We start from the raw sequence: 13,716 nt of genomic DNA, 5'->3' as shown, positions 1-13,716 counted from the left end.
TTCGACATTGGCTTTCTTGACTCGCAAATCAATCGTTCGTGGGGCGCTGCTGCTGGTAGCGGCGATGGCCTTGTTCGCTGGCTATGTCTGGTTTGGCATCTACAACGTCGGCGCCGACGACCCTCACACCCGCCCGATGCTGATGTTGATGCAAACGTTGCGGGCGCGTTCCATCCACGTCCGCGCGCAGGATCTGAAGATGCCCAACCTGGAGGATCCACAACTCGTCCTCAAGGGAGCTGGTCAATATGCGGCCATGTGCACCGGCTGCCATCTCGCACCCGGCGTGGAGGATTCCGAAATCAGGCCTGGCCTGTATCCGCAGCCACCGAACCTGTCCACGTTTCGGATTGATCCGCGGGACGCATTTTGGGTGATCAAGCACGGCGTCAAGATGAGCGCGATGCCGGCATGGGGACTGACCCACGACGATGCGACCATCTGGAGCATGGTCGCTTTCCTGCAGAAACTGCCGAACCTGACGCCCGCGCAATACGCGGACATCGTTGCAAGGGCTCCGCCAGATGAAGACATGGAAGGTGGTCACCACCAGGGTAAGGCGGAAGAAGGTCATGGGGCCGGAATGCGGGGCATGTCCATGGCCGGTGCGGCCTCCGCCGCAGTTCACGACAGCACCGGTGAAGCCGGGCATAGTCATGGAGAGGCTGTCGGCAAGGCTGAAGCAACACCATCGCTGCCAGGCTTCGAGCCGAAAGCCGAACCAGCAGCGGAAGCGGCAGCCGACACGTTCCGTGCCGCATTGCAGAAGGGCGATCGCACTGCCGCGCTGGCCTTGCTTGCGCCGGGAGCCACCATCAGTGAGGGCAATGAGACACAGTCGCGGGAGCAATACGCGGCCCTGCACCTTGGCGAGGACATCGCATTCCTGAAGGATGCTCGGGTCCAGTTGTTGTCGCGGGGTTCGATGCCGATGGGCGAGACCGCGATGGTCGCCAGCCGCAGCGACATCCACACGAGTCGTGACGGAAAGCCGATCTCACTGCAGAACACTGAAATGCTGACATTGAAAAAGACGGCGACGGGGTGGCTGATCACCAAGGTCGAGTGGGCGTCGCAAGAGCTGCCGCAATGATGGCAGCGGGAATCGGCGAACTGGTTCCGGCAATGCGAGCGACTCCCCCGCTCTGCGAGGAGGTTCCGCAACGAGGTCCGCAGGCCGGCGATGCGATCCCGATTGACCTGGATCAACGCGGCGGAAGGCAGATCGGCAGACTCTGCCGGACGAGCCCGGAGTAGTATCGCCGTAATGTCCCGATACGTCCGCAAGCGCATGAGGGTGGCCTTGATGGCCATCTTCTGCCTGCTGTTGCAGCAAGCCGCGTTGGCCGCTTACCTGTGCCCCACGGACACTGGCCGCGTCGCCATGTCGGCGATGGCCGGCGATTGCGCCGGAATGGATATCGCGCACGTGCAGCCCGACCTGGGACTTTGTACGAAGCACTGCCATCCCGACCAGACGGCGGCAACCGATGCAGCCAAGCTGTCGGTTCCCCCGCTGGCGTTGCCATCGCCAGGCTATTCCGCATCGGGTCTGCAACCGCTATCCCGCATCGCGGTGTGTACCGACATCCCGATCGCCCGTTCGGATCCACCACCGCGCCTGCAGTACTGCAGCCTCCTGATCTAGGCCTCCAAATGACCTCATAAGTCGGCGGCGACTGCATGTCGCCCGTTCGTACTGCTGTCGTTTCGGAGGCTTCATGTTGACCATCGAATCCCATCGTGGCGTTGCCCGCCGCACGGCCTGCACGCTGTGCCTGTGCTTGTCGTTCACGGTGTCGTTGCCGGTATCGGCCACCACTCGCGAGATCTCCCTGCAGGACGCCGTGCGCCTGGCCGTCGACCAGGCGCCGATGCTCGATGCGCGCCGTGCCGGCGTAACGGCCGCGCAGCAGGACGCCGCACGCGCAGGCGCCTTGCCCGATCCCATGTTGACCGTAGGCATCGACAACCTGCCGGTGACCGGATCGGATGCGTTCAACACCGGCGCCGACTTCATGACGATGAAGAAGATCGGCCTGCGCCAGGAGATCCCGGCGCGCGCCAAGCGCGATGCGCGCCAGCGCCTCGCGACACGGCAGGTGGACGAAGCGGTGGCGCAATCGGAAGCCGAGCGACTCGACGTGCGGCGCAGTGCCGCCGATGCATGGACGCAATTGTGGACGGCGCAGCAGCAGCTGCTGGGCCTGCAGCGGTTGCGCCAGCAAGCCGCGCTGGTGGTGTCGCTCGCCAAGGCCAGGCTGGCTGGTGGCGATGGATCGGCCGGCGATGCGCTGGCCAGCAAGGCCGCGTTGCTGGAACTGGACAGCCGGATCGAAGCCGCCCGCGCCGACAGCCAAAGCGCGCAGGCGGGACTGGCGCGCTGGATCGGGGATGCGGACGTCGACGCCACGACGGACGCTGTCGGTTTCAACGAACTGCCGGTTTCGGAAGCGGGACTGCTGGCGCGCATCGATCGGCTTGCTCCACTGCTGACGGCATCCGCGCAACTCGAGACAGCCGCGGCTGCCGTCGACGTTGCACGCGCGGAAAGGCATCCGGACTGGAGCGTCGGTGCGTCATACGGTCAGCGCGAGCATGGTCGCGACGACATGCTGACGTTCGAGATTGGCGTCGGCCTGCCACTGTTCACGCGCGACCGCCAGGATCGGGGCGTGGCCGCGCGCGAAGCGGATTACCAGGCTGCGCTTGCGAGCCGGGAGGATCGTCACAGGCAGGAGGTCGCCCGTGTCCGCGCTGACATCGCGCGATGGCAAGGACTCAAGCGCCAGATCGCGCTCTACCGGGATTCGCTGCTGCCCCTCGCGCACGACCGCAGCCAGGCGACGCTGGCGGCTTATCGGGCGGGCGGGGCCTTGCAGCCCTGGCTCGACTCCCGGCGCGATGACCTCGATGCACAGTTGGTGTATGCGCAACAACTGGGGGCACTGGCGCAGGCGTGGATTGCGCTGGCGTATCTGCTCCCGATGGAGAAGCAGCCATGAGGAGCATCCATCTCGTCGCCGCAGCGGCGTTGTTCCTACTGGGCGGCGTCGGACTTGGCTACTGGATGGGCCACTCGCGTGGCACCACCCAAGCCGCGTCAGTCGCGCCGGCTCAGCGCAAAGTGCTGTACTGGTACGACCCGATGATGCCGCAAGAGCGCTACGCGAAGCCCGGCAAGTCGTCCATGAACGTGAAGCTGATTCCCAAATATGCGGGCGATGCGAATGACGGAGGTGTTGCCGTCGCGCCGGGACTCCGCCAGAGCCTCGGCATGCGCACGGTCGTGGTGGCGCGAGGCAGCCTTGAAAGCACGATCCATGTGCCCGGCAGCATTGGCTGGGATCTGCGCCAGGAACGCGTGGTGAGCGCGCGCGTGGATTCAATCGTCGAACGGCTTTACGTCAGGACGCCGTTTGAATCAGTACACGCTGGCCAACCGTTGGCCAGCGTGCTGGCGCCTGCATGGAGCTCGGCGCTGGCCGAAGCGCACGCCTTGGGCCACGCGCAGTCCGCATCAGCGCGTGACCTGCAATCGGCCGCACGCACACGCCTGCGGGTGCTGGGTTTGCCAGTGGGAACCGGCGGTGGCCATGGCGGCAGCATCACGTTGACGTCGCCAATCACCGGGGTCGTCAGCGAGATCGGTGTCCGCGAAGGCCAGTCCGCTCCGGTGGGCACGCTGCTGTTCCGCATCAATGGCAGCACGACGGTCTGGCTCGAAGCCGCGGTGCCGCAGGCCGGCCTGGGTGGCATCGCGACCGGCACGGCGGTCGAAGCCTCCGTCGATGCCGTGCCAGGCCACGTATTCCGCGGGCGCGTGGAGGCGTTGCTTCCCCAGGTCGATGTGGGCAGCCGCACGCAACGTGCGCGCATCGTCATCGACAATCCCGATGGCTTGCTGGCGCCCGGCATGTTCGCGCAGGTCACGTTGAAGCCGGCTGCGGGTACTGACCATCCCTTGGTGCCTTCGGACGCACTGATCGGTGCCGGCGCACAGTCGCATGTCATCGTGCTCGGCGATGACGGCAGGTTTCATCCCGTGGCAGTGGTTCCAGGCCGCAGCGGCGCCGGCATGACCGAAGTCCTGTCGGGATTGAAGGGCGGTGAACGCGTCGTGGCGTCGGGCGAATTCCTGCTGGATTCCGAAGCGAATTTGTCCGGTGGACTGGATCGACTTGGCAGTCCGACAGTGACATCCGACGCCGAAGCGGGCGCGCCTGCGCGTGGCGACGCGCCAGCGCCGCGCAACAGTCCCGACCGGCAACGACAGCCATGATCGCCGGCATCATCCGTGCATCGATTGCCAACCGCGCACTCGTGCTGATCGGCGCATTGGTCGTTGCGATCTGGGGCATCTGGTCGGTGGCCGGCACGTCGCTGGACGCATTGCCCGACCTGTCCGACACCCAGGTCATCATCCGCACCGAGTGGCCGGGTCAGCCGCCGCGCATCGTCGAGGACCAGGTCACCTACCCGTTGACCACGACGATGCTCTCCGTGCCGGGCGTGACCGCGGTGCGCGGTTACTCGTTCTTCGGCGATTCCTTCGTATACGTATTGTTCGACGACAAGACCGATCTGTACTGGGCGCGATCGCGGGTGCTTGAATACCTCAGCCAGGCGCGCGACAAGCTGCCTGCGCAGGTCAGTCCGACGCTGGGCCCCGATGCGACGGGCCTGGGCTGGATCTACGAGTACGCGCTGGTCGATCGCACCGGTCGCCATGACCTGGGCGAGTTGCGGGCGCTGCAGGACTGGTTCCTGCGTTACGAACTCAAGACCGTTCCCGATGTTGCCGAAGTCGCCAGCATCGGCGGCATGGTGCGGGCGTGGCAGATCGTTCCCGATCCACAGGCGCTGGCAGCGCGCGGAATCACCATCGATCAGTTGGTCGAAGCGATCCGCGACGCCAACGGCGCCACCGGCGGCTCGGTCATCGAACAGGCCGAAGCGGAGGTCATGGTGCGCAGCGAAGGCTACCTGCGCAATCGACAGGATTTCGAGCGCGTTCCGATTGCCATGGGCGCCGACGGCGTGCCGGTGCTGTTGCAGGACGTGGCCACGGTGCGGCGCGGACCCGCCCTGCGTCGCGGCGTCGCCGAACTGGACGGCGAAGGCGAAGTCGCCGGTGGCGTGGTCATCCTGCGCAACGGCAAGAATGCTCTGGCCGCGATCAAGGCGGTCAAGCAGCGCATCGAGGGCCTACGTGCAAGCCTGCCGGCCGGCGTCGAGATCGTGCCGGTGTACGACCGATCCGAACTGATCATGGCGTCGGTCCACAACCTCACCCGCAAGCTCGGGGAGGAATTCCTCATCGTGACGCTGGTGTGCGCGCTGTTCCTCTGGCATCTGCGATCGGCACTGGTGGCAGTCATCACCCTGCCGCTCGGCGTGCTGGCGGCCTTCATCGTGATGCGCTACCAGGGCATCAGCGCCAACCTGCTGTCATTGAGCGGGATTGCGATTGCCGTCGGCGCCATGGTCGATGCGGCGGTGGTCATGATCGAGAACGCGCACAAGCACCTGGAGCATTTCCGAGAACGCACCGGACGTGATCCCGAAGGGCAGGAGCGGTGGCTGCTGATGGGTGAGGCCGCAACCGAGGTCGGCCCTGCCCTGTTCGTGAGCCTGCTGGTCATCGCGCTGTCGTTCGTGCCGGTGTTCGCGCTGCAGGCACAGGAAGGCCGGCTGTTCTCCCCGCTGGCATTCACCAAGACCTATTCGATGGCGGCCGCCGCCGTGTTGGCGATCACCCTGGCGCCGGTGTTGATGGGCTATTTGATCCGCGGCCGCATTCGCGCGGAGAAGGACAATCCCGTCAGTCGCACGCTGGTCGCGATCTACCGGCCCGCACTGGACGTCGTGCTGCGCAACCCCCGCGTGACATTGCTGCTGGCCGGGCTCGCGCTGCTGCTGAGTGCATTACCGCTGCTGCGGCTGGGTAGCGAGTTCATGCCGGCACTCGACGAGGGCACGCTGCTGTACATGCCGACCGCGCTGCCCGGGCTGTCGGCAGGCAAGGCGGCGCAATTGCTGCAGCAGACCGACCGCATGATCAAGACCGTCCCCGAGGTCGCGCATGTGTTCGGCAAGGCCGGACGCGCCGACAGTGCGACCGATCCGGCGCCGCTGGAGATGTTCGAAACCACGGTGACGTTCAAGCCGCGCAGCCAATGGCGGCCCGGCATGACACCGGCGAAACTGCGCGGTGAACTCGATCGCGCCGTGCACGTACCGGGCCTGACCAACCTGTGGGTTCCGCCGATCCGCAATCGCATCGACATGCTCGCCACCGGCGTCAAGAGTCCGATCGGCATCAAGGTGATGGGCCCGGATATCGCCGTGCTGGCACGACTTGGTGATCGCATCGAGCAGATCGCGCGCACGGTCCCTGGCGTGAATTCGGCGATTGCCGAGCGCGTGACCGGTGGACGTTACCTCGATGTGGCGATACGCACCGACGCGGCGGCACGCTATGGGCTGAGCCAGGCGCAGGTGCAACGGCTCATCGGTACCGTCGTGGGTGGCGAGCCGATCGCCGAAACCATCGAGGGGCGCGAACGCTATCCCATCGTCGTGCGCTACCCGCGCAATTTGCGTGATACGCCGCAGGCTCTGGCGCAGCTGCCGCTGGTCGCGCCGGGCGGTGTGCAGCTGACGCTGGGGCAGGTCGCCGTGTTGTCGGCCACCACCGGCCCGCCGATGCTCAAGAGCGAGAACGGTCGCCTCGCCAGTTATGTCTACGTCGACGTCGCCGGCCGCGACCTCGGATCCGTCGTCAAGGACCTGCAACACGCCGTTACGACGCAGATGCAGATGCCAGCCGGCTACTCGGTGAGCTGGTCTGGCCAGTACGAATACCTGCAGCGGGCGACGGCCCGGCTGAAGGTCGTTGCGCCGATCACGCTGGTGATCGTCTTTGCCCTGATCTTCCTGGTCTTTCGCCGTGCAGCCGAAGCCGCGATCGTCATGCTCAGCGTGCCGTTCGCCCTGGTCGGCGGGCTGTGGCTGATCTGGCTACTCGGACACGCCGTGTCGGTCGCGACGCTGATCGGCTTCATTGCCATGGCGGGCGTGGCTGCGGAATTCGGCATCATCATGCTGCTGTACCTGCGCCATGCCTGGGAAAAGCAGCTCGCGGCGAATCCGCAGTCAGGTGAGGCGGAACTCGACGCCGCAATCCGCGAAGGCGCCGTCCAGCGGGTTCGACCCAAGGCCATGACCGTGGCCGTCATCCTCGCGGGTCTGTTCCCGATCCTCGTCGGTGGTGGCGCCGGTTCGGAAATCATGCAGCGCATCGCTGCACCGATGGTCGGCGGCATGATCACCGCGCCATTGCTCTCGATGCTCGTGATCCCCGCCGCGTATCGACTGTTGCAACGCCGGGGCATGACACGCAATAAACCGTCGCCGCCGGGAAATCACCAGCCATGACGGCGGCGGCGAATACGGCTTCCAGGAACGGCGGCGCCCCGTCTCGCCGCCTTCCCGATCGATATCCTATTCTTGGTGCAGTCCTTCGATCGGACGACACATGAACAGTCCTTCGCCACCCGGGCCCTCGTCGCCAACGCAGGCCGCCACCGCACTCGACCCCGTCTGTGGCATGCAGGTCGATCCCGCGCGCAGCACGCACCACGCCGACCATGCCGGCACGAGATACCACTTCTGTTCGGCTGGTTGCCGCGCGAAGTTTGTCGCCGATCCTGCGAAATACCTGGCGCCGGCGCCGGCGCAAGCGACGCCAGAAGCACCGGCCGGCACCATCTACACCTGTCCGATGCATCCGCAGATCCGGCAGCTAGGGCCCGGGAATTGTCCGATCTGCGGCATGGCGCTGGAGCCGGAGACCCCGGACCTCGACGCGGACGACAACCCGGAGCTGCGCGATTTCAGCCGACGTTTCTGGTGGACGCTGCCGCTCAGCGCGCTCGTGCTGGCATTGGCCATGTTCGGACATGGCATCCACGTCCTCTCCATCCAGGCGCGGACGTGGATCGAGTTCGCCCTGAGTGCGCCGGTGGTGCTGTGGGCGGGCTGGCCATTCCTGGTGCGCTGCATCGCCTCGATCCGCACGCGCAATCCGAACATGTTCACCCTGATCGGCATCGGCGTCGCGGCGGCGTTCGCCTACAGCGCCGTGGCGACCATCGCGCCGGGCATCTTCCCGGCATCGTTCATGGAACACGGACGCGTTGGCGTCTACTTCGAGGCCGCAGCGGTGATCGTCTCGCTCACCCTGCTCGGTCAGTTGCTGGAGCTGCGTGCGCGCTCGAAGACGTCTGCGGCCATCAAGTCGCTGCTCGGACTGGCGCCGAAGACGGCGCGGCGCATCGACGACGATGGCAGCGAGCAGGACATCCCGCTGGAGCACGTGCACGTCGGCAACCGCCTGCGCGTGCGGCCCGGCGAGAAGGTGCCGGTGGACGGCACCGTGCTCGACGGCCACTCCAGCGTCGACGAGTCGATGCTGACCGGCGAATCGCTACCCGTGGAGAAGGCTCCGGGCGCGACCGTCATCGGCGCCACGCTCAACGGCACCGGCAGCCTGGTGATCCGCGCCGACCAGGTCGGGGCGGGGACGGTGCTGGCGCAGATCGTGCAGCTGGTCGCGCAGGCGCAGCGCACGCGGGCGCCGATGCAGCGCATGGCCGACCACGTCGCCCACTGGTTCGTGTTGTCGGTCATCGCGGCGTCGGTGCTGACGTTCTTCGCGTGGGGGCTGTTCGGTCCCGAACCGTCCTGGACCTACGCCGTGCTCAACGCCGTTTCCGTCCTCATCATCGCCTGCCCCTGCGCGCTGGGGCTGGCGACGCCGATGTCGATCATGGTCGCCACCGGCCGCGCCGCGCAGGCCGGCGTGCTGTTCCGCGATGCCGAAGCGATCGAGACATTGCGCGCGATCGACACGCTGGTCGTCGACAAGACCGGCACGCTGACCGAAGGCCGGCCGACGTTTCGCGATGTCGTCGCCACCGACGGTTTCACCGCGGACCAGGTGCTGCAGCTGGCCGCGAGCCTGGAGCAGGGCAGCGAGCATCCACTGGCCGAGGCCATCCTCGCAGAAGCCAGGCGTCGCGAGTTGCCGCTCTCGCATGTGGATGCATTCGACGCGGTGACCGGCAGTGGCGTGCGCGGGACCATCGATGGTCGCACCTTGGCCCTGGGCAACACGGCCTTGATGGCGGACGTCGGTGCCGACGCGGCATCGGTGCGCGATGCGACCGACGCATGGCGGCAGCAGGCCGCCAGTGTGATGTTGCTTGCCGTCGATGGACGGCTGGCGGGCGCGGTCGCAGTCGCCGATGCCATCAAACCGACAACGCCGGCTGCGTTGGATGGGTTGCGCGACGCCGGCCTGCGGATCGTGATGGCGACCGGCGACGCGCAGGCCACGGCCGATGCGGTGGCGCGCAGTCTCGGGATCACCGAAGCCCATGGCGGAGTGCGGCCACAGGACAAGCTGGTGCTGGTGCAAAGGCTCAAGGCGCAAGGGCGCCGCGTGGCGATGGCGGGCGACGGCGTCAACGACGCGCCCGCACTGGCCGCGGCCGACGTCGGCATCGCCATGGGCACCGGCACCGACGTCGCCATGTCCAGCGCGCAGGTGACGCTGGTCAAGGGCGACCTGCACGCCATCCTGCGGGCGCGTGCGATCTCCCAGGCCACGGTCCGCAACATGAAGCAGAACCTGGTCTTCGCACTGCTGTACAACGCGCTCGGCGTCCCACTCGCGGCGGGCGTGCTGTATCCGGTATTCGGTTGGCTGCTCAGCCCGATGATCGCGGCGCTGGCGATGAGCCTGAGTTCGGTCTCGGTGGTGAGCAACGCGTTGCGCCTGGGCCGGGTCGCACTGCCTGCATCGACCACGGATCATCGGGGCGGGGCCTCGGCAGGAATCGGATAGAAGCAGCGGTCACGGTCGCGGATAGTCGGCATCCCTTGCCCCGTGGATGTTCGCCATGCTGACCTTGTTCGACTACCTGCCTTCGCAGAACGCCTGGAAAGTGCGGCAGCTGCTGAACCACCTGGGCCGGCCATACCGCACCGTCATCGTCGGGATTTTCGAAGGCGAGGGCCGTAAGGCTGCATACAGGCAGGTCAACCCGACGGGAAAGGTTCCTGCGATCCAGTTGGACGACGGTCGCACGCTGGCCGAATCCAACGCGATCCTGGCTTACCTTGCGGACAGGACCGCGTACCTGCCATCCGATGCGTTCGCGCGTGCGAAGGTGCACCAGTGGCTGTCGTTCGAGCAGGAACACGTCGAGATGAACATCGGCTCGCTGCGCTACTGGACGATGGCCGGCAAGCTCCCGACGCGTCCCCAGGCAATCGTCGACGGCAAACGCGTCGCATCGCAGCGCACGCTGCAGATCCTCGACGGACAATTAGCGCTGCGCCCGTTCATCGCCGGCGACGATTACACCATCGCCGACATGAGCGTCTTCGCCTATGCCAGCCGCGCCGAGGAGGCCGGCCTGTCGCTGGATCCATTTCCGCACTTCAGGGTTTGGATTGCACGGATCCAGGCGCAGGACGGCTTCCTGGCGACGGTGCATCCCTATTCACTCGACCCGCATTCCACCGCCGAGTTGCCGTGATGGCCGCTGGCTGCCGCCAGGCAGCGCGGACGCTGCAGCCGACACGCAGCCGCACTCTCAGCCAGCACCTCGGCGTCGTGGCCGACCCAGGCATGCCCGCCGGATGCGCGACGAACCGTGCGCCTGGTATCCGTGATCGCGACAAGCCTTCGCCACGCGGCGACGTCACCAAGGCGTGCGCTTGATGCCCATGCGAAACGACAACCGGTTGATGGCAAGGTCGCCGATGAAGGTCATCAGCAGGATGATGCCGACGTCCAGCAATGGGACGCGCACCAGCGGAGCCACGCAGAGCAGCGCCCCGATGGCGAAATCGACCTGGTCGAATGGAATCCACGGTGAGCCCGGAGTGATCCGCAGGCGGCGCTTGGCGAGGCTTTTCAATGCATCCGCGCCCATGGAGCCGATGCCGAAGCCCAGGCCCAACCAAGGCCAGTTGGCGTCGTCGACAACGGTGCCGGGCAGGGCAAGCCAAGCCTGCAGCGCCGTCACGACGGTTGCGGCAAGGACACCGAGCCCGAAACCGACCACCGTCTTGTGGCTGCCCAGAAGGCGCGCGTTGATCGGCGGATTGCGGCCACGCCAGTAACGCGCGAATGGCGCACTCATGTTCGCGGCATACGCCGGCAGCATGAAGTACAGCAAGCCCAGGACGTGGCCGACCGCCGCGCTGCTGTCCACTCGCAATGCCGGTGCGGGCTATCGCGCTGGCGGCGACCAGGAATGTCTCGTCGATGCCGACCCGGACGGGAGATGTTCGAGGATCACCCGCGTATCGGCGCTGGTGAGGTCCTTGGGCAACGCCAGCGAGACACAGTCGCGCACCTGGGCGTCGAGCTCGGCATTGAGCGTCCCGAGGAAATGCGGCGGCGCGACCAGGATGAGATCGTCGTAACGATGGTCGGCGTGCCCGCGCTGCAATACGGCGGTGAGCTCGCGCGCAAACGCCTTGAGCACCTTCTCGCGCTCGCTTGTATGCGCCTCGATCGCGTGCCGGCTGTCGCCGAGCCGATCATGCGTGCGTGGAGGGCGATCGCGTGCCGGTTCACGCCCGCGTGCGTCGGGGTTTGCGAAATCCTCGATCTCGGCGACTGCATGCGTGGCCTTGTCCAGGGCGAGCAAGCGCGCCCTGGCACCGTCAGCGACCAGAACCCACGTCGGAACCATGGCAACCTCCCGTCAATGCGATGGAGGAACCGTAGTGCCAGGGCTTCGTGCCGATGTTGATCCGCATCAATATCGCAGGCGTGCTCGTCAACCAATCCGGGTGGCGAATACCAGTGGATTGCAGCCGCCGGGCTGTTCATGTTCAGCCACGCCAGGTGTGACGGAGCGCAGGGAGTTTTCCGCGGACGTCGTTGACACCCTTTGTCGACATGATTCGGTAGAGTGCGCCGAAGCGACTTCTCTCCCGGCGTGCAACATGAATTTCAACGTGTACTCGGGCAAGGACGACGTGTTCCTGATCTTCCCGGAAAACGGGACGGCGTCCGACGACCATGTGCTGAGCCACGGCCCGCTGCTCGGCTGGGGCACCGTCTACTCGGACCAGCAGGCGATCCCCGGGCTGTGGGAACGAATCATCGACGAGATCGCGAAACAGGGCTTTGCGACGGTGCCCAAGGCATTGGGTCGAAAGCTGGTCGGCCTGGACACCAAGACCCAGCGCGTCAGGCACTTCCGCGTCGAGTGATCGTTGCGGCGGCGCGTGGCGCGATGATGACGCAACAGTTGTCCGTGCTGCCGCGGCGACCGGCTTCTTCTGCTTACGGCTCGATTGTTTCCGTGCCATGGATCACGCCGTTCCCGGCGCCGACCGTGTGTGGTTGCGCCGGCGCTTCGCAGGCCAGTTGCGACATGTCGCGCGGCGGCGGATGGCGGTCGAGCCAGCCAAAGGCGTCGTAGACGTTGATCCGGTGATCGGTGTCGAGCTTGGCGGTGATCCAGCCCGGCTCGGTCCACAAAGGCTGAAGCTCCACCTGCAAACTGCGCGGCCCGCGCCGCGTGATGCGAAGGCCGGCGTCGGTCGATGTGCGCAGTTCGAGGCTTTCGGCCCGCAGCGCCCCGCCCGCGGAGATACCCACGACACGCAGGCGGCGTGCGGACGCCAGCGCGAGCGGAACAGCGGCATTGAATTGCCAGCACCACGGTTGTCCGGTCGCCTGCATCGCCATCGACGGGTGCAGGAAGCGTTCGGTTGCATTCACGAAATTCAACAGGCGCGACTTGCCGAAGTGCGTCTGGCTGTCGTGGCAGAGTGCCGCAGCGCGCTTTGTCGCCAATTCATCGGCCGTCAGGGTCACGCACATGGGCGCATCGGCTGTCCTGCTTCCGCGACCGTGCAGCCAGTACGACAACAGCCGTGCCGGGCTGGACTCGGCCCGGAGTGCGGCATTGAGCAGGATCGCGAGCGCGCTGTGGTCGGGATGCGAGTCGTGGATGCTCGGCATCGCCACCAGCGTCGGACGATGCAGGCGGATGATCCGTGCCAGTTCCGCGACACTCGCCTCGCCGTCGTGCACCAGGCGTGTCGTCAGGCCCTGGTCGGCCCACTGCAGGAAGTGCGCATGGTCGGCATGCACGCCCATGGCATGCAGGGCGGCGCGCGCTTCGCTGGTCCGCAACGCGGCCCATCGGTCGACGGCGTCGCGATCCAGTCGCCAGCGCCGCTCGGTCAGTCGCTGCGGCCAGGGATTGGTGTCGCCGTTGGTGGCGACCACGACCCGCACATCCGCGCCGGCATTGCGGGCCCGCCGGATCAGGCCCCCGCACGCAAGGCTTTCATCATCCGGGTGCGGCGCGAACACGAGCAGCCTGTCATCTGGTTGGCAGGTGATCTCCATGCCCCGGCTTACTCCCTGCGTGGACGATGCCGTCGTCCACCATCGGTGGGAAGCAGCCAGTCCATGATGTCGCATCCCGGCCAGGCGGGCACCGGCGCGCAGCACCAGGCCAGCGCCTCCGCCCGCGGCTGCCTTGCCGGACCGACCTGCCATCGCTCGCCTCCTATGACGTCTGCGTTGTGGTCGCCGGTGCATTGCTGACCGTGCACGACTGTCCCGATGTTGGGGAAATCAGCCTAGGCAGGGCCGCGTGAACTGGCTGG

At 66.5% G+C, this 13,716-nt stretch carries 11 protein-coding genes; 8 read left to right on the top strand and 3 right to left on the bottom strand.

Annotation, left to right across the window (positions count from 1 at the left end):
* Positions 1-7: 7 nt before the first annotated feature.
* The 7 genes from GST15_RS10530 (at position 8) to GST15_RS10500 (ending at position 10,610) form a co-directional block, all read left to right on the top strand.
* On the top strand, positions 8-1,093 hold the full coding sequence (locus tag GST15_RS10530; RefSeq protein ID WP_325064772.1) for a c-type cytochrome: 1,086 nt from the start codon (positions 8-10) through the stop codon (positions 1,091-1,093).
* A gap of 174 nt (positions 1,094-1,267) precedes the next feature.
* Positions 1,268-1,648, top strand: a complete 381-nt coding sequence (locus tag GST15_RS10525) for a hypothetical protein (RefSeq protein WP_159017254.1) — start codon at positions 1,268-1,270, stop codon at positions 1,646-1,648.
* A 73-nt stretch (positions 1,649-1,721) separates the two neighbouring features.
* On the top strand, positions 1,722-3,005 hold the full coding sequence (locus tag GST15_RS10520) for a TolC family protein (protein WP_159017253.1): 1,284 nt from the start codon (positions 1,722-1,724) through the stop codon (positions 3,003-3,005).
* On the top strand, positions 3,002-4,282 hold the full coding sequence (locus GST15_RS10515) for an efflux RND transporter periplasmic adaptor subunit (protein WP_233263153.1): 1,281 nt from the start codon (positions 3,002-3,004) through the stop codon (positions 4,280-4,282). Before GST15_RS10520 ends, GST15_RS10515 begins: the two co-directional genes overlap by 4 nt.
* Complete coding sequence (locus GST15_RS10510; protein ID WP_159017252.1) at positions 4,279-7,440, top strand: efflux RND transporter permease subunit; 3,162 nt, start codon at positions 4,279-4,281, stop codon at positions 7,438-7,440. Before GST15_RS10515 ends, GST15_RS10510 begins: the two co-directional genes overlap by 4 nt.
* 100 nt (positions 7,441-7,540) lie before the next feature.
* Positions 7,541-9,913 carry a heavy metal translocating P-type ATPase gene (locus tag GST15_RS10505; protein WP_267902556.1) on the top strand — a complete coding sequence of 791 codons (2,373 nt, stop codon included), beginning with the start codon at positions 7,541-7,543 and terminating at the stop codon, positions 9,911-9,913.
* 55 nt (positions 9,914-9,968) lie between these two features.
* On the top strand, positions 9,969-10,610 hold the full coding sequence (locus GST15_RS10500; RefSeq protein ID WP_159017251.1) for a glutathione S-transferase family protein: 642 nt from the start codon (positions 9,969-9,971) through the stop codon (positions 10,608-10,610).
* Positions 10,611-10,775: 165 nt separating this feature from the next.
* Here the strand turns inward: GST15_RS10500 and GST15_RS10495 are convergent, their stop codons facing one another.
* Together GST15_RS10495 and GST15_RS10490 are read right to left on the bottom strand one after the other, a co-directional pair.
* A complete protein-coding gene (locus GST15_RS10495; RefSeq protein WP_159017250.1) occupies positions 10,776-11,291 on the bottom strand; it encodes a CDP-archaeol synthase in 516 nt (171 codons plus the stop codon).
* Between the two features lie 18 nt (positions 11,292-11,309).
* Positions 11,310-11,777: a host attachment protein gene (locus GST15_RS10490; RefSeq protein ID WP_159017249.1), complete on the bottom strand. Its 468-nt coding sequence runs from the start codon at positions 11,775-11,777 to the stop codon at positions 11,310-11,312.
* 256 nt (positions 11,778-12,033) lie between these two features.
* Here GST15_RS10490 and GST15_RS10485 point away from each other — a divergent pair, with 256 nt between their 5' ends.
* Positions 12,034-12,303 (top strand): hypothetical protein, encoded by a 270-nt coding sequence (locus tag GST15_RS10485; protein ID WP_159017248.1) that lies wholly within the window; start codon positions 12,034-12,036, stop codon positions 12,301-12,303.
* 73 nt (positions 12,304-12,376) lie between these two features.
* On the opposite strand, the gene GST15_RS10480 is transcribed toward GST15_RS10485, so the two are convergent.
* Complete coding sequence (locus GST15_RS10480; protein WP_159017247.1) at positions 12,377-13,453, bottom strand: PIG-L deacetylase family protein; 1,077 nt, start codon at positions 13,451-13,453, stop codon at positions 12,377-12,379.
* Positions 13,454-13,716 lie beyond the last annotated feature (263 nt).

Origin of the sequence: Cognatiluteimonas profundi (genome assembly GCF_009792795.1) — a bacterium.
Lineage (GTDB): Bacteria > Pseudomonadota > Gammaproteobacteria > Xanthomonadales > Xanthomonadaceae > Cognatiluteimonas > Cognatiluteimonas profundi.
The sequence above is the reverse complement of the archived record's forward strand: the minus strand, read 5'-3'. Positions and strand labels throughout refer to the sequence as shown.

Coding starts and splice junctions, on each gene's coding strand:
- GST15_RS10525 (WP_159017254.1), top strand. CDS start 1,268: ATGTCCCGATACGTCCGCAAGCGCATGAGGGTGGCCTTGATGGCCATC.
- GST15_RS10520 (WP_159017253.1), top strand. CDS start 1,722: ATGTTGACCATCGAATCCCATCGTGGCGTTGCCCGCCGCACGGCCTGC.
- GST15_RS10515 (WP_233263153.1), top strand. CDS start 3,002: ATGAGGAGCATCCATCTCGTCGCCGCAGCGGCGTTGTTCCTACTGGGC.
- GST15_RS10510 (WP_159017252.1), top strand. CDS start 4,279: ATGATCGCCGGCATCATCCGTGCATCGATTGCCAACCGCGCACTCGTG.
- GST15_RS10505 (WP_267902556.1), top strand. CDS start 7,541: ATGAACAGTCCTTCGCCACCCGGGCCCTCGTCGCCAACGCAGGCCGCC.
- GST15_RS10500 (WP_159017251.1), top strand. CDS start 9,969: ATGCTGACCTTGTTCGACTACCTGCCTTCGCAGAACGCCTGGAAAGTG.
- GST15_RS10490 (WP_159017249.1), bottom strand. CDS start 11,777: ATGGTTCCGACGTGGGTTCTGGTCGCTGACGGTGCCAGGGCGCGCTTG.
- GST15_RS10485 (WP_159017248.1), top strand. CDS start 12,034: ATGAATTTCAACGTGTACTCGGGCAAGGACGACGTGTTCCTGATCTTC.
- GST15_RS10480 (WP_159017247.1), bottom strand. CDS start 13,453: ATGGAGATCACCTGCCAACCAGATGACAGGCTGCTCGTGTTCGCGCCG.